26 protein-coding genes and 1 tRNA gene are annotated in these 26,751 nt (G+C 44.3%); 20 read left to right on the plus strand and 7 right to left on the minus strand.

Annotated elements, in window-relative coordinates:
• Positions 1-105: 105 nt before the first annotated feature.
• From prpC to PSU72_RS03285, 5 genes are read right to left on the minus strand one after another with little or no spacing between them, the layout of a single operon-like run.
• Positions 106-1,281 (minus strand): 2-methylcitrate synthase, encoded by a 1,176-nt coding sequence (gene prpC, locus PSU72_RS03265; RefSeq protein WP_300430628.1) that lies wholly within the window; start codon positions 1,279-1,281, stop codon positions 106-108.
• A 14-nt stretch (positions 1,282-1,295) separates the two neighbouring features.
• A complete protein-coding gene (gene prpB / locus PSU72_RS03270; RefSeq protein ID WP_300430630.1) occupies positions 1,296-2,183 on the minus strand; it encodes a methylisocitrate lyase in 888 nt (295 codons plus the stop codon).
• Between the two features lie 43 nt (positions 2,184-2,226).
• On the minus strand, positions 2,227-3,228 hold the full coding sequence (locus tag PSU72_RS03275) for an aldolase/citrate lyase family protein (RefSeq protein WP_300430632.1): 1,002 nt from the start codon (positions 3,226-3,228) through the stop codon (positions 2,227-2,229).
• Between the two features lie 46 nt (positions 3,229-3,274).
• A complete protein-coding gene (locus PSU72_RS03280; RefSeq protein WP_300430634.1) occupies positions 3,275-4,372 on the minus strand; it encodes a MaoC family dehydratase in 1,098 nt (365 codons plus the stop codon).
• A complete protein-coding gene (locus tag PSU72_RS03285) occupies positions 4,365-5,246 on the minus strand; it encodes a CoA ester lyase (RefSeq protein ID WP_300430636.1) in 882 nt (293 codons plus the stop codon). Before PSU72_RS03285 ends, PSU72_RS03280 begins: the two co-directional genes overlap by 8 nt.
• Before the next feature lie 218 nt (positions 5,247-5,464).
• Here PSU72_RS03285 and PSU72_RS03290 point away from each other — a divergent pair, with 218 nt between their 5' ends.
• The 14 genes from PSU72_RS03290 to PSU72_RS03355 all read left to right on the plus strand — a co-directional run bounded on the left by PSU72_RS03290 (position 5,465) and on the right by PSU72_RS03355 (position 20,528).
• A complete protein-coding gene (locus tag PSU72_RS03290) occupies positions 5,465-6,199 on the plus strand; it encodes a GntR family transcriptional regulator (protein ID WP_041359751.1) in 735 nt (244 codons plus the stop codon).
• Between the two features lie 90 nt (positions 6,200-6,289).
• Complete coding sequence (locus tag PSU72_RS03295; protein ID WP_300430638.1) at positions 6,290-7,498, plus strand: malic enzyme-like NAD(P)-binding protein; 1,209 nt, start codon at positions 6,290-6,292, stop codon at positions 7,496-7,498.
• A gap of 30 nt (positions 7,499-7,528) precedes the next feature.
• Positions 7,529-7,954, plus strand: coding sequence for a succinate dehydrogenase, cytochrome b556 subunit (sdhC, locus tag PSU72_RS03300; RefSeq protein WP_300430640.1), 426 nt, complete (start codon positions 7,529-7,531; stop codon positions 7,952-7,954).
• 6 nt (positions 7,955-7,960) lie between these two features.
• On the plus strand, positions 7,961-8,305 hold the full coding sequence (gene sdhD / locus PSU72_RS03305) for a succinate dehydrogenase, hydrophobic membrane anchor protein (RefSeq protein WP_300430642.1): 345 nt from the start codon (positions 7,961-7,963) through the stop codon (positions 8,303-8,305).
• 74 nt (positions 8,306-8,379) lie between these two features.
• Complete coding sequence (gene sdhA, locus PSU72_RS03310) at positions 8,380-10,155, plus strand: succinate dehydrogenase flavoprotein subunit (RefSeq protein ID WP_300430644.1); 1,776 nt, start codon at positions 8,380-8,382, stop codon at positions 10,153-10,155.
• A 38-nt stretch (positions 10,156-10,193) separates the two neighbouring features.
• Positions 10,194-10,934, plus strand: coding sequence for a succinate dehydrogenase iron-sulfur subunit (locus PSU72_RS03315; RefSeq protein WP_300430646.1), 741 nt, complete (start codon positions 10,194-10,196; stop codon positions 10,932-10,934).
• Positions 10,935-10,939: 5 nt separating this feature from the next.
• Positions 10,940-11,230, plus strand: coding sequence for a succinate dehydrogenase assembly factor 2 (locus PSU72_RS03320; RefSeq protein WP_300430648.1), 291 nt, complete (start codon positions 10,940-10,942; stop codon positions 11,228-11,230).
• A 42-nt stretch (positions 11,231-11,272) separates the two neighbouring features.
• Entirely contained in the window at positions 11,273-12,400 is a 1,128-nt protein-coding gene (locus PSU72_RS03325; RefSeq protein WP_013147399.1) for an aldolase/citrate lyase family protein, read from the plus strand.
• 59 nt (positions 12,401-12,459) lie between these two features.
• Positions 12,460-14,091 (plus strand): acyl-CoA synthetase, encoded by a 1,632-nt coding sequence (locus tag PSU72_RS03330; RefSeq protein ID WP_300430651.1) that lies wholly within the window; start codon positions 12,460-12,462, stop codon positions 14,089-14,091.
• Positions 14,092-14,106: 15 nt separating this feature from the next.
• Positions 14,107-15,648 (plus strand): fumarate hydratase, encoded by a 1,542-nt coding sequence (locus tag PSU72_RS03335; protein WP_300430653.1) that lies wholly within the window; start codon positions 14,107-14,109, stop codon positions 15,646-15,648.
• Positions 15,649-15,795: 147 nt separating this feature from the next.
• Positions 15,796-16,074: a hypothetical protein gene (locus tag PSU72_RS03340; protein ID WP_300430655.1), complete on the plus strand. Its 279-nt coding sequence runs from the start codon at positions 15,796-15,798 to the stop codon at positions 16,072-16,074.
• Positions 16,075-16,212: 138 nt separating this feature from the next.
• Positions 16,213-18,801 carry a bifunctional aconitate hydratase 2/2-methylisocitrate dehydratase gene (gene acnB, locus PSU72_RS03345; protein WP_300430656.1) on the plus strand — a complete coding sequence of 863 codons (2,589 nt, stop codon included), beginning with the start codon at positions 16,213-16,215 and terminating at the stop codon, positions 18,799-18,801.
• Positions 18,802-18,951: 150 nt separating this feature from the next.
• A complete protein-coding gene (locus tag PSU72_RS03350) occupies positions 18,952-19,380 on the plus strand; it encodes a hypothetical protein (RefSeq protein ID WP_300430658.1) in 429 nt (142 codons plus the stop codon).
• Positions 19,381-19,427: 47 nt separating this feature from the next.
• Positions 19,428-20,528: a DUF2914 domain-containing protein gene (locus tag PSU72_RS03355; RefSeq protein WP_300430660.1), complete on the plus strand. Its 1,101-nt coding sequence runs from the start codon at positions 19,428-19,430 to the stop codon at positions 20,526-20,528.
• Between the two features lie 10 nt (positions 20,529-20,538).
• Here PSU72_RS03355 and PSU72_RS03360 read toward each other — a convergent pair whose 3' ends face one another.
• On the minus strand, positions 20,539-21,078 hold the full coding sequence (locus PSU72_RS03360; RefSeq protein WP_300430662.1) for a TIGR00645 family protein: 540 nt from the start codon (positions 21,076-21,078) through the stop codon (positions 20,539-20,541).
• Positions 21,079-21,146: 68 nt separating this feature from the next.
• A complete protein-coding gene (locus PSU72_RS03365) occupies positions 21,147-21,989 on the minus strand; it encodes a 23S rRNA (adenine(2030)-N(6))-methyltransferase RlmJ (protein ID WP_300430664.1) in 843 nt (280 codons plus the stop codon).
• A 101-nt stretch (positions 21,990-22,090) separates the two neighbouring features.
• Between PSU72_RS03365 and PSU72_RS03370 the strand changes: the two genes are divergently transcribed.
• The 6 genes from PSU72_RS03370 (at position 22,091) to PSU72_RS03395 (ending at position 26,701) form a co-directional block, all read left to right on the plus strand.
• Positions 22,091-22,798 (plus strand): cation diffusion facilitator family transporter, encoded by a 708-nt coding sequence (locus tag PSU72_RS03370; protein WP_300430666.1) that lies wholly within the window; start codon positions 22,091-22,093, stop codon positions 22,796-22,798.
• 79 nt (positions 22,799-22,877) lie between these two features.
• Positions 22,878-23,060, plus strand: coding sequence for a 4-oxalocrotonate tautomerase family protein (locus PSU72_RS03375; RefSeq protein ID WP_013147409.1), 183 nt, complete (start codon positions 22,878-22,880; stop codon positions 23,058-23,060).
• A 155-nt stretch (positions 23,061-23,215) separates the two neighbouring features.
• Complete coding sequence (locus PSU72_RS03380) at positions 23,216-24,088, plus strand: PA4780 family RIO1-like protein kinase (protein WP_300430669.1); 873 nt, start codon at positions 23,216-23,218, stop codon at positions 24,086-24,088.
• 4 nt (positions 24,089-24,092) lie between these two features.
• Entirely contained in the window at positions 24,093-25,892 is a 1,800-nt protein-coding gene (gene uvrC, locus PSU72_RS03385; RefSeq protein ID WP_300431595.1) for an excinuclease ABC subunit UvrC, read from the plus strand.
• A gap of 53 nt (positions 25,893-25,945) precedes the next feature.
• Positions 25,946-26,542, plus strand: coding sequence for a CDP-diacylglycerol--glycerol-3-phosphate 3-phosphatidyltransferase (pgsA, locus tag PSU72_RS03390; RefSeq protein ID WP_300430671.1), 597 nt, complete (start codon positions 25,946-25,948; stop codon positions 26,540-26,542).
• 83 nt (positions 26,543-26,625) lie between these two features.
• Positions 26,626-26,701 (plus strand) — tRNA-Gly (locus tag PSU72_RS03395).
• Positions 26,702-26,751: the final 50 nt, after the last annotated feature.

Here is a 26,751-nt window from a genome sequence, read left to right on the forward strand (position 1 = left end):
AAATGATGTTGTTTCTTTTCATCATTCCGTAACGACGGGAACCCAGTTAGGTTAATAAGCTGCCTAGATTCCCGCCTTCGCGGGAGTGACGTATGAAGGGTAGTTTTAGCGTTTATCTAAATGCACATAAGGACGATTATTTGGGCCAACGTACTCCGCATTCGGGCGAATGATTTTGTTATCAATACGTTGCTCAATCACATGTGCAACCCAGCCAGTCGTGCGTGAAATCACAAAAATAGGCGTGAACATGCCAGTTGGAATGCCCATCATATGATAGCTTGATGCGCTGTACCAGTCTAAATTCGGGAACATTTTTTTCTCGCGCCACATCACTTCTTCAATACGTGCTGAAATCTCAAAAAGCGTCATATTGCCGGCATCTTCGCATAACTTGCGGCTAACGGCTTTGATTGACTCATTTCGTGGGTCTGCGATTGTGTAAACGGGATGACCAAAGCCGATAATGATTTCTTTTCGCGCCATGCGCTCTAAGATATCTGTCTCTGCTTCATCGGCATTTTTATATCGTTCGATGATTTCCATCGCTGCTTCATTTGCACCGCCATGTTTCGCACCGCGTAAAGCGCCAATTGCACCGGTGATGCATGAATACATGTCAGACAATGTGCCTGCAATCACACGTGCGGTGAATGTTGAGGCATTGAATTCATGCTCTGCGTATAGCACTAGCGAGGTATTCATCGCGTCTATGTGTAATTGGCTTGGTGCTTTGCTATGCAGCACATGTAAAAAGTGTGCGGCAATGCTATTGTCGTCAGTTTCCAAATTCACACGCTTGCCGTTATGGCTAAAGTGATACCAATACAGCAAAATTGAACCAAAACATGAGATTAGTTTGTCGCCTAAATCTTGTGCGGCTTTGGTATTGCGGTCAGCCGCTTCAGGCTCTAATGTGCCCAGCATGGCGCAACCAGTGCGCATCACATCCATAGGATGCGTGTTTTTTGGAATTTGCTCCAGCACGGTCTTGAGCGCAGCAGGAATGTCGCGTAGCTTTTTAAGTTTAGCGTGATAAGCCGCGAGTTCAGTTTTATTCGGCAACTCACCATGAATCAATAGGTAAGCGACCTCTTCAAAAGTAGCGCTTTTAGCTAGTTCAATAATATCGTAACCGCGATAATGTAAATCGTTACCAGTATGCCCAACCGTACAAATCGCAGTGGTACCAGCAGAAACACCTGCTAGTGCTACGCCTTTTTTCTTTTTAGGAGCATCGCTGCTCGCTGGTTGAATAGTGGTTTGAGTAGTTGCGTTCATGCTACTTTTCTCCTTCAAGCTTTGTTTTGATTAAATAGAGCATCTAACTTTTGCTCAAAAGCGTGGTAGCCCAAGTGGTCGTAAAGATCCATGCGGGTTTGCATGGTGCCGACTACATTTTTTTGCGTACCGTCATTTTTCACCGCTTGGTAAACATTAAGCGCCGCTTGGTTCATCGCGCGGAAAGCTGAAAGTGGATATAGCACCATACTTACATCCGCCTCGCGTAGCTCATCAACCGTGAATAAAGGTGTGCTGCCGAATTCTGTAATATTGGCTAATACTGGCACTTTGACTGCCGCAGCAAATTGTTTGTACATGCTGAGTTCAGTAATTGCTTCTGGAAAAATCATGTCTGCGCCAGCTTCAGCGCAAGCGCAAGCGCGGTCTATGGCGGATTGCAAACCTTCTACGGCCAAAGCATCGGTGCGCGCCATGATGACAAAATCATCATAAGGTTTTGCATCTACCGCAGCTTTTACGCGATCTACCATTTCTTCTAAGCTGACAATGGCTTTGTTTGGGCGGTGACCACAGCGCTTTGCTGAAACTTGGTCTTCAATATGCACCGCAGCCGCTCCCGCTTTGGCTATGCTTTTTACACTGCGAGCGATGTTAAAAGCGCCACCCCAACCGGTATCAATATCCACTAGTAATGGTGTATCCACGGCATCGGTAATGCGGCGCACATCAATCAACACATCTTCTAAAGTTGAGATGCCTAGATCGGGCAAGCCAAGTGAACCCGCTGCAACACCGCCACCAGATAAATAAATAGCTTTAAAGCCGCTTTGGGTGGCGAGCATGGCGTGGTAGGCGTTGATTGCGCCTATGATTTGTAGCGGTTTTTCGGCGCTTAGGGCGGCACGAAATCGTGCCCCTGCTGTGGCTGCTTGTGTCATATGAATTACCTTGGACTGTATTTAAAGTCTATAAATTTAAAAATTAACTGAAGAAGGCCTGAGTTGCCTCAGCTGGAATCGCTACTTTGGTGAGTTTGGCTTTTTGTAAAATTTCCCAGAAATAACGATAAGTCGCTCTATCGTGAAGTTCGCCATCGTATTGAATCGGGCCCCAGTCTGCTTTTTGCGCAGCGAGTAGAATATTCGCGCCATCCTGTACTTCGTCGAAGTTAGGCTTCATGGCATCGACAATCGCTTCAATCTGCGTTGGGTAAATGCTCCACATACGTAAGAAGCCAAATTCGTTGCGTGCGCGTGAAGCGTCTGAATGCGTAGTTTCTACATTTTTCAGGTCTAAAGTCACGTTATGTGCTGGCACTACGCCGTTTGCCAGTGCTGCTGCCACTAACTCTGCTTTCGCTCGTGCCAATAATCGGTGATCAAACTGACCTGGACTGCGCATTGCGGAGGCTGGAATCGCGCCATGGTGGCCGCTAACAAAGTCCATTAAACCGAAGTCCAGTACTTGTACCCAAGGCAATGTCGCGATTTCATGCACGGCTTTTAATGCGCCGTGCGTTTCAATCAGGATATGCACTGGAATCAGACGCTCAATGCCATTGAAAGTGGCTATTTTTTGAATGTATGCAATCATCTCGCTGGCTTGTGCGTAGCTTGTACATTTTGGAATGGTGATATAGCTTAAAACTTTGCCTGCACCCGCTACCAAAATATCCACATCTTGTTTCCAGTAGCTATTGGTATAGTCGTGAATACGCGAGCCAGCCATTTGATGTTTATTGGCGTCGCTTGTTAAAACGCGCACTATCATTTCTGCATGTTCGCGCTCTTGGCCAGCTTGTGCACCATCTTCGCAATCGCAAGTGATGTCGAATACTGGACCGACGGTATCTTGCATAGACAAGGCTTTGAGGATTAACTTTTCACTCCCAGCAAAATGCTCGCATGATGGAATGATAGGAAATGATTTTTCCCCGCCGAATAGAGCGTCTTTAGGGTGAACTAATTGTTGTGTGGTTGCCATCGTATCTTCCTAAGTTTTCTATGCTAAGTCTTTTATCTAAGGTTTTTTAATTTGGTTTCCGTGGCATTAGCACGGTGTAATCTAAATCTAACACTACGTTCGGGTGGTAAGTCTGTTTGCCGTCAGTGGTAATCTGTGCGCTTTCTAGTGCGTCAGCAGGCATGTTTTTTACACCTACCATGCGCAATCTCAAGGCGCCAACATCGGTACGATTCGGAATATCCCACTTGTCTAATACTTCAGTCCAAGTGTAAATAGTGTCGTCACCAAATGATGGGTTGCAATGCGTGCCACCATTAATCGCGACGATGCAAAGTGCATTCTCTAAGCCGTCATTTGACAGCGCTCTGCACAATGAAATGATGTGTCCGCCGTACATTAAGCGTCTGCCAAATGCAGTTTTCTTCATCATCAAGTCATCAAAATGTAAGCGCGCATTGTTCTGATATAGCTTAGTAGCAAGTGTGTGGTCGGTATCGCTAATTGTCATACCTGCTGGATGATTGATGCGCTCGCCAATCGCGTAGTCGTTCCATAAATACTGACCACCTGTGACTGCAGTATTGAATTTTCTGGCATCCAAAAAGTTAGGTACGCTTAGCTCTTCAGCTGGCACATAACTAGGCAAGTTTGGCACTACAGTTTCAGGGGCTGGTGCATCTAAGTTGTTTTTGTGCACCATCACCCAGCGCACCCATGAAAGCACAGGTTGTTGTAATTGGTTGATGGACACTGAGCGCACATAAACGACGCCAGACTTGGCATTAGAATTTTGTTTCAAGCCAATCACCGTTGAAGTGGTGCTGAGCGTATCGCCAATATGTACCGGTTGTAAAAAGCGCACGTCTGCATAACCTAGGTTGGCAACGGCATTCACAGAAATATCAGGTACGGTTTTACCGAATGCAATATGAAAGGCTAATAAATCATCTACAGGTCTAGCGTTGTAGCCTAATGATTGAGCAACCGTATCAGCTGAATGCAGTACTTGGCGTGCGCCTGTGAGTGCGATGTATAGCGCCATTTCACCTTCAGCAATCGTGCGTGGCGTAGCATGATGAATCACTTGGTTGAGGTGAAAATCCTCAAAAAAGTTGCCCGCATTGATTTTACTTGTAGTCATTTTATTAGTGGTATTAGACATGGCTTTCTTCCAAAGTCTTAATCATTTCGTTGAGTTTTAATAGTCGCTCAGCGGCTCTCACGTGGTGGCGTTCAACGAGTTTATCGTTTACTACAACTGTACCTTTGCCTTGTTCATTAGCTTCTTTTAACGCGGCGATGATTTCGCGCGCGTGCGTTACTTCTGAGGTTTGGGGTGTGTAGGCATCGTTGCTGTAGGCAAGTTGTGCAGGGTGTACTAATGATTTTCCGTCAAAACCCATATCGCGACCTAAGCGGCATGCATATTCAAAAGAATGCATATTTTTGAAGTCGCTGGTGATGCCGTCCACCACTGCGTGGCCATAAGCGCGAGCAGCTAAAATCACTAATGAAAGTGAAGTTAAAATCGCTGAGCGTTCGTGAGTAACACGCGCATGTAGCTGTGAAATTAAGTCAGATGTCGCCATCACAATGCACACAATGCGGTCAGATGCGGCAGCAATTTCTTTTGCGTTTAACACCGCAATCGGACTTTCTATCATTACCATAATAGGTAAGTGGCTACCGCCAGCAGCATCAAGTAATGAAAGCGCGGTTAATACATCTTCGCGAGATTCGATATTTGGAAATAAAACAGCATCCACTTTGGTTTTTGCAATGGCTTTAATATCGTCTGGGCCCCATTCTGAAATAAGATCATTCACACGCACGACTACTTCACGTGAGCCATAACCGCCTTCATTGACAAAGCGAACCACGTTGTCGCGTGACTCTTCTTTGCGCTCAACTAATATCGGGTCACCCAAATCCAGTATGACTGAATCGGCATGTAACGTCCGCGCACGCTCAAGGTAGTGCGTATTGCAGCCTGGTACGTAAAGCATAGAGCGCCTAGGGCGAAAATATTGAGCCATTTTGTTACCTTTAGTTTTCATTGTTTTAAAGCTATGCCGATTATATAGAGAGAAAATAAAAAATGTCAATATATATCTTATGTCTTATATAAGATATAAAATGCTAGACTATTGTAAATACTCGTGATATAAATATCGCTAATAGAATTCAACGTTAAATTGAGGCTTTAAAATCAGCTTAACCTCTTGTTCAACTTAAGTGAGATGCAAAGACCATGATAGATAAACACTACAATTCGCCAAGCTATAAACCTTTATATGATCAGATTAAAGTGTTGCTTACGCAAAGCTTAATCGGTGGTGAATGGCGCCCAGGTGACATGATTCCTAGCGAAATTGAATTGGCGGGCCGCTATAAGGTGAGTCAAGGCACAGTAAGAAAAGCCATTGATGCATTGGCTACTGAAAATATCCTTATTCGTCGCCAAGGCAAGGGTACTTTTGTAGCAACGCACAGCGCAGAAGGTATGAAGTTGCGCTTTTTAAGGCTGACTTCGCAAGATGGGCAAAAAGAGTTGCTGCAAAACGAGTTTATTTCTTGTACCAAAGGCAAAGCTGACGTGCGCATGGGGCAAATTCTTGACTTGAAAGCAGGCGCGTCGACTATAGAGATAAAACGCTTACTTACATTTTCAGGCAGACCGTTGATTTTTGATCACATTATCGTGCCCGCAGCGCCATTTAAAGGCTTGAATGGTACGCGTGTTGAAGAAAATAATGGTTCGATGTATAGCATGTATGAGTCAGAGTTTGGCGTACGCATGATACGTGCTGAAGAGCGCCTGAAAGCGGTAGGGGCTAAAGGTGAGGTGGCAAAAGCTTTAGGTTTAAAAGAAGGCGAACCAATCCTTAGTATAGAGCGTGTTTCATTTACTTACGGCGATAAGCCTATGGAATGGCGTTTGGGGCTATGCGTAACAGATAATCATCACTACATGAACGAGCTTGAGTAGTGCATTTTGTGCTTTTGAGAATGGATTTTGAAAAGCACGTAGCAAACAGAGATATTAAAAAACATAAACCCTGAAAAGGTATTGAGAATAATGGACGATCTGAAAAAACGCGCACTTGATTATCACGAGTTTCCAAAGCCAGGAAAGCTCTCTGTAGAGTCATCCAAGCCATGTGCTACTCAAGATGATTTATCTTTGGCTTATACGCCAGGTGTGGCTGTGCCAGTGCGTGAAATTAACCGTGATCCTGCATTAGCTTATAAATATACTAATAAAGGTAATTTAGTCGCGGTGATTACTGATGGTACTGCGGTGTTGGGTTTAGGTAATATGGGCCCATTAGCAAGTAAGCCAGTGATGGAGGGCAAAGCGGTCTTGTTTAAGCATTTTGCTGGTATCGACGTGTTCGATATTGAAGTTAACGCGCCAACTATCGAGGCTTTTATAGAAACAGTGGTGAATATTGCGCCTACTTTTGGCGGTATTAACCTTGAAGATATTGCTGCACCGCACTGCTTTAGAATTGAAAAAGAGCTGCGTGCCCGTTTAGATATACCAGTTTTTCATGATGATCAGCACGGAACTGCGGTGATTGTAGCCGCAGCCTTATCGAATGCACTGGAGCTACAAGGTAAAACATTACCAACTGCAAAAATCGTATTTCTAGGCGCGGGTGCAGCAGGCTGTTCTTGTGCGCGCCTACTTAAATTAATGGGCGCAACTAATATTACGATGGTGGATAAGTCGGGTGTTTTGGATACATCACGTGTTGATTTGCATGACAATAATCGCCATTTAGCAGTTGCACCAAGTGCAGCAAAAACGTTGGCAGATGTGATGCCGAATGCTGATGTGTTTATTGGCGTTTCCGCAGCCAATGCCCTATCGCCAGAATTGCTTAAATTAATGGCGCCAAAACCAGTGGTATTTGCATTGGCAAACCCAGACCCGGAAATTCTACCTAGCTTAGCACACTCGGTTCGTGATGATATTTTAATGGCGACTGGTCGTTCAGACTTTCCGAATCAAGTGAACAATGCGCTGTGCTTCCCATATTTGTTCCGTGGTGCTTTGGATGCAAAAGCCAAGCAAATTACCGATGAAATGCAAATTGCCGCCGCACGCGCTTTGGCTGCGTTAGCTAGAGAGCCTGTGCCAGAAGATGTGTTAGCGGCTTACAACTTAACAAGCTTAAGTTTCGGCAAGGATTACATTATTCCAAAACCATTCGATAAACGCTTGTTATCAAGCGTATCTGGTGCCGTTGCAGATGCTGCGCGCCTACAACAAGCTAAATAAGCACAACAAGCTCAATTAAGAATCTTGAATATGCAAAATAATCAGCAAAAAAATAGCCAAAAAGAAAAGCTAAGACCCGGTCAAATGAGCAGGCCTAAAAACCTTAACCTGTTCACGATTCGCCTGCCTATCAATGCTTTAGTTTCTATTTTGCACAGAGCCACCGGGTGTGTATTGTTTTTAATCTTGCCAGTCATTTTGCTGTTATTGCAGCTCTCACTCAATTCGGCTGAGCACTATCAAACAGTGATTGCGATTTTGCACTCGCCTTTTATCAAGGTCATGCTTCTTGGCCTAGCGTGGGCTTTTTTTCATCACTTCTTTGCAGGTATTCGCCACCTTGCAATGGACGTGCATTGGATGACCACGCTGATGAAAGCGCGTTACACCAGCAAGGTTGTACTTGTACTAGGTGCGCTAGCAACTCTAGTATTAGCAGTAAAAATATGGATTTAACACTTTATGCTAATTGAACTTTTAACTAAACGATATCCAGGCATGCGTGCTTGGTTGACACAAAGACTTAGCGCGCTAGTGATGGCGGTTTACAGCGTTTTTGCAGTTACAAGATTTTTAATCGTACAGCCGAGTAATTATGTAGCTTGGATTGATTTCTTTCAGCCGCTTTGGTGGCGTATCGCTACTTTATTGTTTTGGATTAGTTTGTGTATTCATGCATGGTTAGGCATTCGTGATGTATTTAAAGATTACGTACCAAACCCAAGTGTGCGCGACGTGTTAGATAAACTTTTAGTGGTGTCGTTGTGGATTTATTTGATTTGGGCAACCTGGTTACTGCTAGCTTAGTAACAACTAGCTTAGTCTAAGCGTTATTAATTTAAAGAATTGCATATTTAAAATTTACTGAAGGTTAATTGGTTATGGCGTTACAAACTCAAACATTTGATGCGTTAGTAGTAGGTGGTGGTGGTGCAGGTTTGCGCGCTTCGCTGCAATTAGCGCAATCAGGCTTAAAAGTGGCTGTGCTATCTAAAGTGTTTCCAACCCGTTCGCATACTGTAGCGGCGCAGGGTGGCATTGCTGCCGCGCTGGGTAACGTGGCGGATGACAAATGGTTATGGCATATGTACGACACCATCAAAGGGTCAGACTATTTGGGCGACCAAGATGCGATTGAGTTCATGTGTAAAAACGCGGCTGCGGCGATTTACGAGCTTGAGCATTTTGGTATGCCGTTTGACCGCTTAGAAAATGGCAAAATATTCCAGCGTCCGTTTGGTGGCATGACGCAAAACTTTGGTGAAAGCGCGATCTCGCGTACTTGCGCAGTAGCAGATAGAACTGGTCACGCCATGTTGCACACGCTATATCAGCGCAATATTCAATCCAATACGCAGTTTTTTGTGGAATGGTTAGCATTGGATCTATTAAAAGATGCTGATGGCGACGTTTTAGGTGTATTGGCTTTAGAAATTGAAACTGGCGAAGTACATTGCATACGCGCCAAAGCCACTATGCTGGCAACTGGCGGCGCAGGTCGTATATTTAAAGCCAGTACTAACGCGTTCATTAATACTGGTGACGGCTTAGGTATGGCAGCACGCGCCAATATTCCGCTTCAAGATATGGAGTTCTGGCAATTCCACCCAACAGGCGTTCTGAACGCAGGTGTACTGATTACAGAAGGTGTTCGTGGCGAAGGTGGCTACCTAGTAAATAGTGAAGGCGAGCGTTTTATGGAACGTTATGCGCCACATGCAAAAGACTTAGCAAGCCGCGACGTGGTTTCGCGCGCAACAGCGACTGAAATTAAAGAAGGCCGTGGTGTAGGTAAAAATAAAGACGCGGTATTCCTAAAGCTAGACCATTTAGGCGAAGCGTTAATCAATGACAAATTGCCAGGCATCCGTGAAATCGCCAAAACCTTTGCCAATGTTGACCCTGTTTACGACCCAATTCCTATCGTGCCAACGGCGCACTATATGATGGGAGGTATCCCAACCAATCTACAAGGTCAGGTTGTCGTGCCAGATGGTAATGGCGGTCAATCTGTAGTGAATGGCTTATATGCCGTGGGCGAATGCGCTTGCGTTTCAGTGCATGGCGCAAACCGCTTAGGTTCGAACTCATTGCTAGATTTGGTTGTGTTTGGCCGCGCGGCAGGTGACAAAATGGTTGAAGAGGTGAGAAAAGATAATACTCATAAACCATTACCGGCTGATGCATTCGATAAGACTTTAGCCAGATTAAACCGCTTAGACGTGTCTAATTCTGGGCAAACACAAGCTGAAAGCGTAAAAGATGTAGGTACTGCATTGCGTGAAACCATGCAAACGCATTGTGGCGTATTCCGCTTCCCTGATTTGTTGCAAGAAGGTGTGGGAAAAATCGACCAAATAGCCGAACGCGCTAAAAACACTGTGATTAAAGACAAAAGCCAAGTATTTAACACCGCAAGAGTTGAGGCCCTGGAACTAGATAACTTGGTAGAAGTTGCTTTAGCGACCATGCATGCTGCAGAAGCCAGAACAGAAAGCCGTGGCGCCCATGCGCGAGAAGACTTTAGTGAGCGTGATGACAAAAACTGGCTCACACATTCACTCTACTACCGCGAAGGCAATCGTTTGGCATACAAGCCTGTGCGCCTAAAACCGCAAACCGTAGAAAGCTTTGTACCTAAAGCGCGTGTTTATTAAACTCATCACAGAATTCATTAGAAATTAGAGACGACAACATGAAATTCTCAATTTATAGATTTAACCCAGACGTAGACAAAAAGCCTTACATGCAAGATTACGATGTAGTGCTGGAAGATAGCGACCAAATGCTGCTGGATGCTTTGTTGCGCATCAAAGATTTGGACGATAGTTTGAGCTTGCGCAAATCATGCCGTGAAGGTGTGTGTGGTTCCGACAGCATGAATATCAATGGTAAGAATGGCTTGGCTTGTATTACTAAGTTGTCAGATTTAGAAGAGCCCGTGGTATTGCGCCCAATGCCGGGTTTGCCTGTGATTCGTGACTTAGTCGTCGATATGACGCAGTTCTTTGAGAACTACAATTCAGTTAAACCCTATTTGGTGAATAACGATCCGCCACCTGAAACTGAGCGTTTACAGTCGCCAGAAGACCGCGCCAAGCTTGATGGTTTATATGAGTGTATTTTATGCGGTGCATGTACGACTTCTTGTCCGTCTTTTTGGTGGAACCCAGATAAATTCGTTGGTCCTGCAGGTTTGATGCAAGCCTATCGCTTTATGGTGGATAGCCGTGATCAGGCATTGGATGAGCGTTTAGAAAACCTAGAGCAGCCAGAGCGTTTGTACCGTTGCCATAACATTATGAACTGCGTGGAAGTTTGCCCTAAGAAACTGAACCCCAATGCGGCGATCGCAAAAATCAAAGACCTTAAATTTGAGCAGGCGCGTGAGCATAAAGCCGCAGGTAAAAAGAAAATCGACATTAAGGCGATTTAGGCTAAATGACTGACGCTAACGGTATGACAGATGAAGAGGTACGTCGCCTTAGTTGGCGTTGTCGCCGAGGCTTGCTAGAGCTAGATATTGTATTGCAGCGTTTTTCTGAGAAGCACCTTGCAACACTCACGAAACCAGAGTTGTTAGCGTTTGATAGCTTATTAGATTTGCCAGATAACGAGTTTTTAGATGTAGTGACCTCAAGAATAAAGTTTGCAGAAGTGAAAGTATTAAACGACAAGCAGTTAGATGCAGACGCACTGAAAACAGTGCTGACCAAATTAAGCGGTCATTAAGAAAATTAGCGAAGAATAATTAAAATTATTGGAAGACTTAGCATGAATAGTCCTGGAAAAATAAAGTGTTATACAAATAGCAATATGCTTGGCGAGAATTGGCCTGGAATACAACTTTACTATCCGCCTGTGAAGTATTCGCCAGCGCAGGGCATTTACGAAGATGTCACGCAAGCTGCGGCGCGTATGAAAAAACATGCACATCATACCAATGCGCATACTTTGATTTTTGACTTGGAAGATGGCTGTCGTCAAAAAGAGATGAGTCGTGATCTATTGCGTCAAGAGCTGCCTGAGCTTCGTAAAGTCAACCCGAGCGTCACTATTGCCATTCGATCAAACTCATTCCGTACCGATGAATACGAGCTGGATATGCAGCTTGTTAGCGATATGTCTGATTGCATCGACGTTGTGATGCTTGCCAAGGCTGGGGAGGCTTATGGCGCGGCTGAAGTGCGTGATTTATCTAGCTTGTTACTCGAGCTGAATCCAAATATTACGATACAGCCGATTATCGAGCATCCGAAGTCATTGAAAATTGCTCCGGAACTGATGCAGTACAGCACGGTAAAGCACGTCGTGTTTGGTATTCATGACTTTTCAAAAGCGATGGGCATACACATCACGCCAGAACACTGGATTGAAGAGTTGCAGTTCTATATGAACCAACTGATGTTTGAAGCACGTATTGCGGGTAAAGGCGTGATTGGCGGCGTTGAAACCTTGATCGGTTCTAATATCATGCCTGAAAAATTTGTCGAGCCGCATGATGTTCGCCGCTGGTTGGATTTGCATGGCGATTATGAGTCACGCGTTGTCTATAAACATGCTTGCCAAGAGGCTGCGATGGGCTTAACGGGTAAACAAGTGATACACCCAGGCCATATTCATTTATGTAAAACCGCTTATACACCATCACCCACTGAAGTGAACCAAAAGGTACGTATCTTGAAAGCGGCAATTGAAGCAGATGCCTTGCACGGCGGCGCGATTAAGTTTGAAGGTGAAATGTTAGATCCACCTATGTTTGGTAAAGCACTACAAACTTTATTGAGAGCACACGCTTTACGCGCGCTAAACCAAGACGATATGGATTTCGCCTTACAAGTGCTGGAGTTGTTGCCAGCACAGGTGATACGCCAAAACTGGCCGTATGGCGTTCTACTATAAACATGAGCTTTATTGCGCTAGATTAATCATAAGTATCGAATTTTAAGAGAGTCGAAATAATGCAAAAACTAGAACAGTTTCCTGAGTGGAAATGGAGTGTTCCAAAACACTTTAATATTGGTGCGGCATGTACTGATAAGCATTTGAATACAGCAACGGCTTCTATGATTGCGATGATTGTAGAAGATGATGCACAAGGCACTTCACAAATCACTTTTGAGCAATTAGCTAAGCGTACCGATCAGTTTGCGCAGTTGCTTAGAAACTTGCATGTTGATGCAGGTGAGCGTGTGTTGATTCGCTTGCCGAACAGCTTGGACTACCCAACAGCCTTTTTAGGTGCAATGAAACGTGGTGCGATTTCAGTACCAACTTCAACGCTGCTCACCGCTGAAGAAGTCGCTTATTTGGCAAAAGATTCCGGCGCGGCAGTATTGGTGACAGACAAAGCTGCATGGCCTTCACTGCAAGGCCATCTCTCAGGTTTGCCTAATTTAAAGCATGTATTTTTGTCAGGCGTTGGTGAGGTTGCAGACCACCCAGCACTCAATGTGGTTGATTTAGATACGCAGCTTGCTGCGATTAAAGCGTGCGAACCAGCACGTTTAACCGCAGCGGATGACCCTGCTTATTTGGTGTACACATCAGGTACAACAGGTTACCCAAAAGGCGTGCTGCATGCGCATCGTGCCTTGATAGGTCGTGAACCAGCTTCTAAATACTGGTTCAATTTTGATGCAAACTCGCAAGACCGCATCATGCATTCAGGCAAGTTTAATTGGACTTATGTTTTAGGTTCCGGCTTGATGGATCCGCTCTATTTGGGCAAAACCGTCATCGTGCATGAAGGTAAAAATGACGCTGATTTATGGACGCGCTTGATTGCTAAACATTCCGCCACGATTTTTGTTGGTGTGCCAACCATTTATCGCCAAATTATTCAGAAATCTACAGCTAAGCAAGCCGATGTACCAAGCTTGCGCCACTGCATGAGTGCGGGTGAGCATTTGTCGGATGAAGTGCTGCAACAATGGCGTGAGCGTTTTGGTGCGGATATTTATGAAGCGGTTGGCATGAGTGAGTTTTCATATTACTTAAGTCAAAGTATATTCCGTCCGATACGAGCGGGCTCAGCGGGCTTTCCACAACCTGGCCATGCGATTAAACTGCTGAACCCTGAAAATTTAGAAGAAGTTGCACAAGGCGAAGAGGGCATGATTAGCGTGCCTGAAACAGACCCAGGTTTGTTCTTACGCTATTGGAATCTAGATGAAGAAACTGCAAAATACAAGCACGATGGCTGGTTCTTTTCAGGTGACTATGCTCGATATGATGAAGATGGTTATATCTGGTTCTTAGGCCGTAAAGATGACATCATTAAAAGCTTTGGTTATCGCGTATCACCTTATGAAATCGAGCGTGTATATAAATCTCATCCAGCCGTGGCAGATTGCGCAGCGGTGGGTGAAGAGCTTGAAAAAGACAAGTTACTAGTGGTGACTTATGTGATTCTGCAACCAAACTCAGCAGTCACTGCGGATGAGCTAATGGCTTTTGGTAAGCAGCATTTAGCCGCTTATAAAGCACCAAAAACGGTTTACTTAACCAAAGATTTTCCGCGTACAAAAAATGGTAAGATTTTGCGCAAAGACATTAACAACAAAATTGCATATGCAAAATCAGCCAGATAGAGATAGTAGATCAACATGACAACGATACGCCAAGAGGATTTTATTCAAAGCATTGCCGATGCGCTGCAATATATATCTTACTACCACCCATTAGATTATATTCAGGCATTGGGTCGCGCTTATGAGGCGGAGCAATCTCCCGCCGCTAAAGATGCGATTGCGCAGATTTTAACCAACTCGCGTATGTGTGCAGAAGGCAAGCGACCAATATGCCAAGATACTGGCATTGTTGTTGCTTTCGTTAAAGTAGGCATGAATGTGCAGTGGGATGCGGAGTTGGATATTGAGCAAATGGTGAATGAAGGCGTGCATCGCGCTTACTTGCTACGAGAGAATAAATTACGTGCTTCTATAGTGAGCGACCCCGCTGGAAAGCGCGCCAATACTAAAGATAACACGCCAGCTGTGGTGCATGTTTCATTGGTGGCGGGTGATAAGGTAGATGTGCAAATTGCTGCAAAAGGTGGTGGTTCTGAGAATAAAGCCAAGCTCGCCATGCTGAACCCGAATGACAGCATAGTCGATTGGATTTTAGAGGTCGTGCCCCAAATGGGTGCGGGCTGGTGCCCACCGGGTATGCTGGGCATTGGAATAGGCGGTAGTGCAGAAAAAGCGATGCTGTTGGCGAAAGAGTCTTTGATGGCGCCGATTGATATGCACGAATTGAAGGCCAAAGGCGAGAATAAAGAAAAGCTCAATAGGATAGAAGAGTTACGTTTAGAAATTTTTGAAAAGGTGAATAATTTAGGAATAGGCGCACAAGGTCTAGGTGGCTTGGCAACGGTGTTGGATGTGAAGATTTTAGACTACCCAACTCACGCCGCTTCGTTACCCGTGGCAATTATCCCTAACTGTGCCGCCACACGTCATGTACATTTTGAGTTAAATGGTAGTGGCGTAGCTGAATTAGAAGCGCCTAACTTGAGTGATTGGCCTGACGTACACTGGGTACCAAGTGAAGCTTCGCTAAGAGTGAATTTAGATACTATTACTCAAACAGATATTCAAACTTGGAAACCAGGACAGACATTATTGTTGAATGGGAAATTGCTTACAGGCCGAGATGCAGCGCATAAGCGGATTGCAACGATGTTGGCTAAAGGTGAAAAACTGCCTGTAGATTTTAAAAATCGTTTCATTTATTACGTAGGCCCTGTTGATGCTGTACGTGATGAAGCGGTAGGACCCGCTGGACCAACTACTGCAACGCGTATGGATAGTTTTACTGAAATGATGTTAAGCGACGTTGGCCTACTAGGCATGGTCGGCAAAGCTGAACGTGGCGATGAAACTATCGCTTCTATCGCAAAGCATAAGTCTGTGTACTTAACTGCGGTAGGCGGTGCGGCTTATTTGGTGAGTAAAGCCATTAAAAAGGCTGAAGTGCTGGCGTTTGCAGATTTAGATATGGAAGCGATTTATGAGTTCACAGTGCAGGATATGCCTGTGACGGTAGCGGTAGATAGCAAAGGTAATTCAGTACACACTACTGGCCCAGCCGAGTGGAAAGAAAAAATTGCGCAGCATAAGACGATAGAAATTCACTCTGTGCCGTAGCTTCTGTGCTTGAAACGTATGTGCCTTGGGTCACAGTTAAGCTGCACTATTTGCGTTAATATCTGTCAGAATTGATGATAGATATTTGAGAGAGCAGATAAAATGCTAAAACTTTTGTTACGAAGTGCTTTTTTGCTTGGTTTGGCTATGAATATATCCATCGCAAGCGCAGATGATGTACTGATTTATTTAGTCGACAGCGATGACGGCTATTCTGGCCCAACTGTAGAAGATAATATTGCAGCCATGGATACTGATAAAAACGGTTTTGCTGACGTCACTGAGGTCCGTGCATTTTTAGCACTGAAAAATGGATCTGAATATGAAAAAGAGATTCTAGATAGGTGGCAATTGCGTAGCCAAGGTAAAAGTTGCACGCTGCCCCCAGATGACAAATTATTTAATCAAACGAACGCTATTAACTAAACTAACTGGCTTAATTTTGAAGTTTTACAAATGTGAAATTTTTGATGATTTAGGCTGGTTTATAATTTAACCCTATTGATATAACTATCGTTTTAAAACAGCATTTTTAAACAGTCACTATTTATTAAAAGAGCCACTATGTTAAAAGCCTATCAAGCCCATGTTGCAGAGCGCAGCGCTATTCAACTTCCGCCATTACCATTGTCAGCTGAGCAAGTTGCGCAAGTTGTTGAGCTACTTAAAGCCCCACCTGCAGGTGAAGCTGAGACATTACTTGATTTAATTGCCAATCGCACACCCGCGGGCGTGGATCAAGCTGCTTATGTGAAAGCCGCTTTTCTTGCAGATATTGCCAAAGGCATCGCTAAATCACCAATAATTTCACCAGAAAAAGCGGTGGAGTTATTAGGCACTATGCTTGGCGGCTACAACGTACAGGCTTTAGTTGCTTTACTCGAGACGCCGATGGCTGCGCATGCAGTAAAAGCTTTAAGTAGCACGATTTTGATGTTCGATGCATTCCATGATGTAGATGTATTAATGAAAGCTGGTAATGCTCACGCTAAAAAGCTGATAGAAAGCTGGGCGAATGCCGAGTGGTTTACTAACGCGCCAGTATTGGCTAAAGAAATCAAAATGGTCGTATTCAAAGTGGATGGTGAAACTAATACCGACGATTTAAGCCCTGCGCAAGATGCATGGAGCCGCCCAGATATTCCATTGCATGCTAAAGCCATGCTGATTAATAAAATGCCTGATGGTTTGAAACTGATTGATACCTTGAAACAAAAAGGTTTGCCGTTGGCTTATGTGGGCGATGTAGTGGGTACCGGCTCTTCACGTAAATCTGCGATTAACTCAGTGCAGTGGTTTATGGGTAATGATATTCCTAACATCCCAAACAAACGCACGGGTGGCGTGATTCTAGGTGCTAAAATTGCACCTATTTTCTTTAACACAGCGGAAGACTCCGGCGCATTGCCGATTCAATGTGATGTGTCCAAGTTGAATATGGGCGATGTGATTGTGATCAAGCCATATGAAGGCAAAGTGCTTAATGAAGCGGGCGATGTGCTTTCTACTTTTGAATTAAACCCAGTGACCATGCCAGATGAAGTGCGCGCTGGTGGCCGTATTCCATTGATTATCGGTCGTGGTTTAACTTCAAATGCGCGCAAAGCGTTAGGTTTGCCAGAAACTACCGTATTCATTAAAGCTGCGCCAGCTGTCAGCTCAACAAAAGGTTATACGCTTGCACAAAAAATGGTAGGTCGTGCATGCGGTTTGCCAGAAGGCGTTGGCGTACGTCCCAATACTTATTGCGAGCCAAAAGCCACAACGGTCGGTTCACAAGATACTACGGGGGGTATGACGCGCGATGAGTTGAAAGAATTGGCTTGTTTAGGTTTTAGCTCTGACTTGGTCATGCAAAGCTTCTGCCACACAGCAGCCTACCCAAAACCAGTGGATATTAAATTGCAACATAGCTTGCCAGAATTTATGTCTAGCCGTGGCGGTGTTTCATTGCGCCCAGGTGATGGTGTGATTCACTCATGGTTAAACCGCTTAATCTTGCCAGATACCGTAGGCACAGGCGGTGACTCACATACACGCTTCCCGATTGGTATTTCATTCCCAGCAGGTTCTGGTTTGGTGGCGTTTGCTGCCGCGACAGGTGCGATGCCTTTAGATATGCCAGAGTCAGTATTAGTGCGCTTTAAGGGCACAATGCAGCCTGGTATTACTTTGCGTGACTTGGTGAATGCGATTCCATATGCCGCCATTCAAGAAGGTAATTTAACCGTTGGTAAAACAGGTAAAAAGAACGTATTTAACGGACGTATTTTAGAAATTGAAGGTTTGCCAGATTTAAAAGTAGAGCAAGCTTTTGAGTTTGCCGATGCTTCAGCTGAGCGTTCAGCAAATGGCTGTACGGTCTTATTGAACAAAGAGCCAGTGATTGAGTTCTTAAATTCAAATATCGTATTGATGCAAAACATGATTGAAAATGGTTACGAAGATGCACGCACTTTGCAACGCCGTATTGAAAATATGCAAGCATGGTTAGCTAAACCTGAGTTGCTAACACCAGATGCAGATGCCGAGTACGCACACGTGATTGAAATCGATTTAAACGAAATCAAAGAGCCGCTAGTGGCTTGCCCGAACGATCCAGATGACATTAAACCGTTATCAGCAGTGGTTGGCGATAAGATTGATGAAGTGTTTATCGGTAGTTGTATGACTAATATTGGTCATTACCGCGCTGCGGCTAAAGTGTTAGAAGGCTCAGGCAGCATTCCAACACGTTTATGGATTGCTCCACCAACACGCATGGATGAAGCGCAGTTGCGCGATGAAGGTGTGTATTCAACCTTCGGCGTAGCGGGTGCGCGTACGGAGATTCCAGGTTGTTCATTATGTATGGGTAATCAGGCACGCGTGGCGGATAAAGCGACGGTGTTCTCAACCAGCACACGTAACTTTGATAACCGCATGGGTAAAGATGCGCGTGTTTATTTGGGCTCAGCTGAGTTGGCGGCAGTGTGCGCTAAGCTCGGTCGTATGCCATCACATGCTGAATATTTGGAAACTGTGGGTAATAAATTGGCCAACACTGCGGAAATTTACAAATATCTAAATTTCGACCAAATGACTGAGTATAAAGCGGCTTTGGATACCTTAAGTTCAGGTAAAAAAGTGATTCCAATCGCAGAAGTGGTTTAGTTAGCCAGCTGCAAGTAGAGCGCAACTCTCTATTTAACCTCATTGCCGCCGAAGCGGGAATGAGGTTTTTTTATGATTTTGATATACAGGTATGCCTCGATCTATCTCGTGCAGGCATTTAATATTCAGTTTTCCTGATATCATCACTCTATGAATTCAGAGCAAAAACCCGATAACCATCACATATTTGATCCAGAAGAAATTACACTGCCAGCAAAGCGTGGCGCATGGAAGTGGATGCTGCCGTTGTCGATTGTGCTTGCTATTGTCGTGTTTGCAGCATGGCATTTCAGCTGGCACGCGAAAGCAGTCACTACTGGTGTGGTGATATTTGCGACTATTTCTCATGTGTTCGCGTGGGTCGTCGCCATGATAGCCCTTATTCCTATTATTGGCCCTCTCATAGTCAAAGTGTTGTCGATTGGTGTAATTTGGCTATTGAATGCCGTAGGCTATCTGGTTTCATATGTCGCCATTAAACGCGGTTATTCTAAAGACGTTTTGACTTATCGTGCAGTGACCATTGCACTTATTACTGGCATCGTCATTGGCTACATACTCTGTAGTCTTATTTCTTAGTACCTAAATCCAAATCTTTAACCCTAGTTTTTTAAAACGCTTACAAGATGATCATTGCTAAAATCAAACAAACACGCCTGTATCACCATGTTTTAAAGCTAGGTGATTTCTTCCCGGTCATTTTCTTTTTTGGTGGGTTTTTGTGGGATGCGCTCACCATAGGTCGTAATGTTGCTTATTCAGATTTAATTACTTTTTTTGTTTACTTGGGTATTGCAGCCGTCATTTTATTTATCATCGGTAGTCCGAGATTCATCTTAGCCGACGCCTCAAAACTATCTCCATGGGCTGCAAAAATTCATAAGCGTTTGTACTGGGAGAACTTACCTTATTTTTTATTACAATTTTTGTTCGGCAACCTATTAAGTTCTTTATTCATTCTGTACTTCAAAAGCTCAAATCATTGGTTGGCTTGGGCAATGTCTATTACTTTAGGCATTTTGCTGGTAGCCAATGAATATCTAGAAGATAAATATAAACAACTCACGCTTAGCTGGGCACTGTTTGGCTTTTGCGCCATGTTGCTGTTCAATTTTGCTTTGCCTTATTTAATGGGTAGCATTCATGCCGTATGGTTTTATTTGAGTACATTGCTTGGCGCGGGTGCCGCTTACTTGCTTTACAAGAAAACACCTAATCATGACGGTAGCATCTGGCCAGTTGGGGTGATAGCGGCTTTGTTAATGCTCGCTTATGCTTTTGATGTGATTCCGCCAGTGCCGCTAGTGAAACGCGATATTGCGGTAGGGTATGCGATTAATAAAGTCGATGGCAATTACCAATTAAGCCAGCAACCATCCAGCTGGTGGGTGTTTTGGCGTAAAGCTAGTAGTGATATGCATGTCGAACGAGGGCAACGTCTTTATTGCTTTTCATCGGTATTCGCCCCAAGTGGCTTAAAGACGCACTTGTTCCATGTATGGCAATTTCATGATAAGAAAAAAGGCTGGCAGATTGTATCGCGCGCTGGCTTTACTTTATCAGGCGGGCGATACAATGGCTTTCGTGGATACACCTACAAAACAGATTTGCAGGCAGGTGACTGGAAAGTGAGCGTAGAAACTGAAAACAATAAAACAGTAGCCGTGCAAAACTTCAGCGTTAAAAATGAGCCATCAACTTTAACGCCGTACATACAAGTTTATTAAACAGAATTCATTAATGTTTACTTTCTACACGCATTAACTTATCAATGTAGGCAATGGCAATAGCTGAGAACACAAACGTCATATGAATCACAGTTTGTGCAATTAATACTTTATCACTCAGATTTTCTGCATTGATAAATGTTTTTAATAGATGAATCGATGAAATACCAATGATGGCCGTGGCTAGTTTAACTTTTAGTAAATTAGCATTTACGTGAGATAACCAATCTGGTTCATCAGGATGACCTTCTAAATTCAAGCGTGAAACAAATGTCTCGTAGCCGCCCACAATCACCATAATCAGCAGGTTGGAAATCATCACAACATCAATTAAACCTAATACAATCAACATGATGTCAGCTTCTACAAGGTGAGAAGCTTTACCCACTAAATGGATTAACTCAAGGCCAAAAAAATAGACATATACGGCTTGTGCAACAATTAAGCCTAAATAAAGTGGTAGTTGCAGCCAGCGGCTACCAAATAAAATGTTAGTCATCACACTTTTTTGCTTATATTCGATAGATGAAGGGGTGTTGTGTTCTTGCATGTGTTAAAGCCTTTAATTTTGAGTTCGGATTGCTGTCTTATTGTAACAGGTTGAAGCGACAGTTTTATTTAGACTATTTGGCTATCTATAGCGTAACTCGCGGTTCCATCTAAAGCCAGTAGCTGTGTTAAAACTGGCATCGTTTCATCTAATATTTTTGGTAATGTCCAAGGTGGATTCACAATAAACAAGCCACTGCCATGCATGCCAAAGCCTTCCGCTGCGGGCTCATGTATGGTCATTTCTACGTTTAGCCAGTTTGGTAAATCTAAATTGATTAAATCATCAATCATCTCCGCAGGCTCAGGTCGCTGCAAAATGGGGTACCACACCATGTAAGTGCCAGTCGAAAACCGCGTCAGACTATCTTTAATTATGTTGACTACATGTTGATAATCTTGCTTGTCTTCATAAGGCGGGTCAATCAGCACCGCAGCGCGACGTGAAGGAGGAGGCAAGCAAGCTTTGATGCCAGAAAAGCCATTTTGCATCTCAATCTTGACCTGCTTACCTTGGCCTCTAAAGTTCTCTATGAGTAACTTGCAGTCGCTAGGATGCAGCTCAAATAGCCGCATTTTGTCATCAGCGCGTAAAAAGTCCTGCGCGACCATAGGTGAGCCTGGGTAGAAGTCAAGTGCGTTAGTATTAAAGCGTTTAATCTGCGCCACAAAATCAGTAAGCGGCTTAGGTAAGTTGCCCGCAGACATCAGCTTAGCAATACCTTGCTCAAACTCTGCATTTTGCGTGGCGTAGCCCTCGGTTAAGCTGTACATGCCGGCGCCAGCATGGGTGTCGATATACCAATAAGGTTTATCCTTTTGATTCATATAGTCTAACACTAAGCCAAGTACATAGTGTTTAAGCACATCGGCATGGTTGCCTGCGTGAAAGGCGTGGCGGTAACTTAACATTTGGTCATAAGGGCAATTAACATGGCGAAATTATAGGCGACAAACGCCTGTTTTCTGTATGATTCAATAAATTATTTAACATGCAATTTCTAGAAAATCTTATGAGCAATCACCCTCAGCACGAAGACCATCATCACTCAGATGAACATGATAATACTCATCAAGCTGCACATCACAATCATGCTGATGATCATCAGCATGGCAATGCATTTGCAGTCCCCTTCTTCTTAATTCTAATATTTGCCATTATTGAGCTTTTTGGTGGGATTTTTACACAATCGCTCGCATTACTTGGCGACGCTGGGCATATGATCTCTGATGTGTTGGCGCTTGGAATGGCTTGGTATGCGTCTCATCATGCCAGCAAGTCTACTAGCACTAAGCACGTCAGCGGATTAACGCATAATGAGCTTTACGCTAGTATTGTGAATTGTGTGCTGATGTTAGTTGTTATAGTTTATTTAGTGTTTGAGGCGATCGATCGGTTAAAAAATCCACATAACGTGACGGGTGGCTACGTGATGCTGATTGCATTTGTTGGCTTATTGGTGAATTTATTAGTAGCTAAAATGTTGCATCATCATGGTGAAGAGCATGGTAGCAAAGACAATCTTAACCATCGCGCTGCCTTTCTGCATGTGCTGGGAGATGTGCTCGGCTCGGTTGCAGCCTTGGTAGCGGGTGCCGTCATATACTTTACTGGTTGGCTTGCGGCAGACCCTATTTTAACGCTGTTTATTTCGGCATTGATTTTGGTCGTCACCTTAAAGTTAGCCAAAGATATTTGGTTCACATTTAAAAGCCGCTAATTTGTAGCATCTTTTAATATATTTTTTATGCCAAGCAGTTCGTGTCATTTTTAATTACTTAAACTATAGGAGGTTCAAAATGCCATACGTGAATATCAAACTAGCAGGCTCTGTCACTAAAGAACAAAAAGCACAAATCGCCAAAGAATTTACCGAAACGTTAGAGCGAGTTGCGCATAAACCAAAATCCTATACCTACATTACGTTTGAAGAAGTTGCTTATGAAGATTGGGCGATAGGCGGGAAGTTGCTGGATGAGTAAGCGTGTTTATTGGGCCTTAAGCTTTAATTCTCCGTTACTCTGAAATTTCCCGTCGTTCTGAGCACGGGAGCGGGTGCTCGTGCTGTGTTTGCTCTGGACGTAACCAATCCTGATGGGCTACGCTCAGAACGACAGCATGGTGTTAAAATGTTTTTATGAAAACTCCCCAAAGACTAGAGCCGCTTTTAGAAGATGGCTTGATTGATGATGTTGTCCGCCAACTCATGAGCGGTAAAGAAGCGACTGTATATGTAGTGCGTTGTGGCGATGATGTCCGTTGCGCTAAGGTATATAAAGAGGCAAATAAACGTAGCTTTCGCCAGAGCGTAGATTACACCGAAGGCCGTAAAGTTAAAAATAGTCGCCAAAGTCGCGCCATGGCTAAAGGTTCAAAATTCGGACGTGAGTCACAAGAGGCCGCTTGGCAAAGCGCCGAGGTGGATGCTTTGTATCGCCTTGCCAATGCAGGCGTACGTGTACCAGAACCGTATAATTTCTATGAAGGCGTGCTGTTAATGGAGTTGGTGACGGATGCCAATGGTAATGCCGCGCCACGTTTAAACGATGTCACTTTTAGTGCAGAAGACGCACGTATTCACCACGCTACTTTAATTAAAGAAGTGGTGCGTATGCTTTGTGCCGGCATCGTGCATGGTGACTTGTCCGAATTTAATATTTTAATGAGTGCCGATGGCCCTGTGATTATTGATTTGCCGCAGGCGGTAGATGCAGCAGGTAACAATAACGCAAGTGAAATGCTAGAGCGCGACGTTAGAAATTTAAGTGATTACTTTGGCCGATTTGCGCCAGAGTTACTCACTACGCAATATGGCAAAGAGATTTGGGCACTGTATGCGCATGGCGATTTAACGCTGGAAACTCCACTCACCGGCCGTTTCAGACAAAGCACCAAAGCTGTTGATTTAAAAAGCGTCATGCGCGAGATTGAAGATACCAAGAAAGCCGAAGAGGCGCGTTTGTTGCGTATCGCTGAAGCTAAAGCGGAAGATGCAGTCAGAGCTCAATAAGCCCATGTTCGACCCTAAACCCATATTAAAAAATCTGCCTAATCTACCAGGTGTTTATCGCATGATAAACACCACGGATGAAGTGATTTACGTGGGCAAAGCCAAAGACCTGAAAAAGCGCGTTTCCTCGTATTTCAATAAAAATTTGCCTAGCCCGCGCACGCGCATGATGGTGAGTCATATTGTTAAAATAGAAACGACGGTCACTCACAATGAAGCTGAGGCTTTGTTGCTGGAAAATAATCTGATTAAAGGCTTAATGCCGCGTTACAACGTGCTATTTCGCGATGATAAGTCTTATCCTTACATTGTCATTACGGGGGATGATTCCCCGCGCTTAGCATTTCATCGGGGCGCGCAGCGTAAAGGTAACCAATACTTCGGGCCTTTCCCCAACTCCGTTGCGGTGCGCGAGAGCATTCAATTATTGCAAAAAGTATTTAAGCTACGCACCTGTGAAAACACAGTGTTTGCTAACCGTAGTCGACCTTGTTTGCAGCATCAAATTGAGCGTTGTACAGCGCCATGCGTGGGTTTGATTTCGGATGAAAATTACGATAATGACGTGCATCAAGCTGCGATGTTTTTGCAGGGCAAGACTAATGAAGTGATTGATGCGCTCGGCGCGCGGATGAACACTGCCGCAGCCAACCAGGAATATGAGATGGCGGTCGTATTTCGTGATCGCATGCAAGCGCTACGACAGGTTCAAGCCAAACAGTTTGTGAGTGATTTCAATGTTTCAGACGCAGATGTAATTGCTTGTGCTGAGCTGCAAGGTCAACATTGTATTAACTTGGTCATGATTCGTGGCGGGCGGCATTTGGGCGATAGAAGTTTCATGCCTAAGAATTCAGAAGGTGAAACACTGGAAATCAGTATGGAGGCGTTCCTTGCACAGCATTATGTCGCGCAAAATACACCGCCGCTGATTGTGGTCGGCGTTAAAATTGAAACCACTGTACTTGAAGAAGTGCTGAGTGAACAAGCTGGGCGTAAGGTGAAAATCAACACCAATCCGATTGGCGATAAACGCGTTTGGCTGAAAATGGCGCAAACTAATGCTGAACTGGCTCTAGGGCAGCGTGCCGCAACTTCAGCCAATCAAGCCGCTAAGCTGTTGGCTTTGCGCGAAGCTCTACATTTGCCAGATAATACCGAGCGTATCGAATGTTTTGATATTAGCCACACTATGGGTGAAGCGACTGTAGGTAGCTGCGTAGTGTTTGATCGCGGAGATATGCAAAATAGCGAGTATCGACGATACAACGTCACAGGCATAACGCCAGGCGATGATTATGCCGCCATGCGGGATGTGCTGACTCGTCGTTATAAAAAAGTAGCGGCAGGCGAGGGCGTGCGTCCCGACTTAATCTTTATTGACGGTGGTAAGGGACAATTAGGCGTTGCGGTTGAAGTGATGGCAGAGGTTGGTTTAGAAGATATTTTACTTGTCGGCATTGCTAAAGGTGAAGAGCGCAGACCGGGGCTGGAAACCATGATCTTTTCTGATACAGGTGAAATGCTAAACTTGGAAAAAGACAATAAAGGCTTACATTTGCTGCAACAGATACGTGACGAGGCTCATAGATTCGCCATTACAGGGCACCGAGCTAAACGTGCCAAGGCTCGACTTCATTCTAGTTTGGAAGATATTGAAGGCATAGGCGCAAAACGCCGCAAGGCGCTACTCACGCGCTTTGGTGGATTAGATGGTGTAAAGGGTGCTAGTATTGATGAAATCGCCCAAGTTGAAGGCATCAGCCAAAGCTTGGCAGAAAAAATTTACGGAGAGTTGCACTAATGAACTGTATTTTAGTAGAACAGCGGCAAAGACGTGACGGGGCGGGACGTTAAATGAAAATTAACATTCCAACCATGCTCACATGGTTACGCATTTTGCTGATTCCTGTCTTTGTAGGTGCTTTCTATTGGCCGGAGAATCTCCACAAGTTAAGTGCGATGCCTTCACATTCGGTCAATATATTCATTACTGTGATATTTGCGATTGCGTCATTTACTGATTGGCTAGATGGTTACTTGGCGCGGCGTTGGAATCAAACCTCATCGTTTGGTGCTTTTTTAGATCCTGTTGCAGATAAACTCATGGTGGCGGCTGCATTAATTGTGCTGGTAGAGTTTGGTCGCGTAGGTGCGATTGTTTCTTTAATTATTATTGGACGCGAAATCGCCATTAGTGCGCTTCGTGAATGGATGGCGGGCGAAGGGCAACGCAGTAGTGTAGGTGTCGCAATGATAGGTAAAGTCAAAACTGCCGCACAAATGCTCGCGATTTTGTTCTTGTTATATTGGGATGAGATTGATTTAGGTAGCTTAGGCGTTTTTCCAACTCAGCTGTTTGGACACGTTTTAATCGTGTTGGCGGCATTTTTAACATTGCTATCAATGGCTTATTATTTAAAGGCAGCATGGCCAAAATTAAAAGGAAAATAAAACTGAAATAAATATGCAATTTGAATGTCGATTGGTATTGACGACATTCTGAAAGTCGCTATAATGGCGCCTGTCTTAACGACGCGGGAATAGCTCAGCTGGTAGAGCGATACCTTGCCAAGGTATAGGTCGCGAGTTCGAGTCTCGTTTCCCGCTCCACGAATTTGGTAGTAGTATATAAAACGGCGAATGCTAATAAGCTTTCGCCG

Origin of the sequence: Methylotenera sp., from assembly GCF_029945535.1 — a bacterium.
GTDB lineage: Bacteria > Pseudomonadota > Gammaproteobacteria > Burkholderiales > Methylophilaceae > Methylotenera.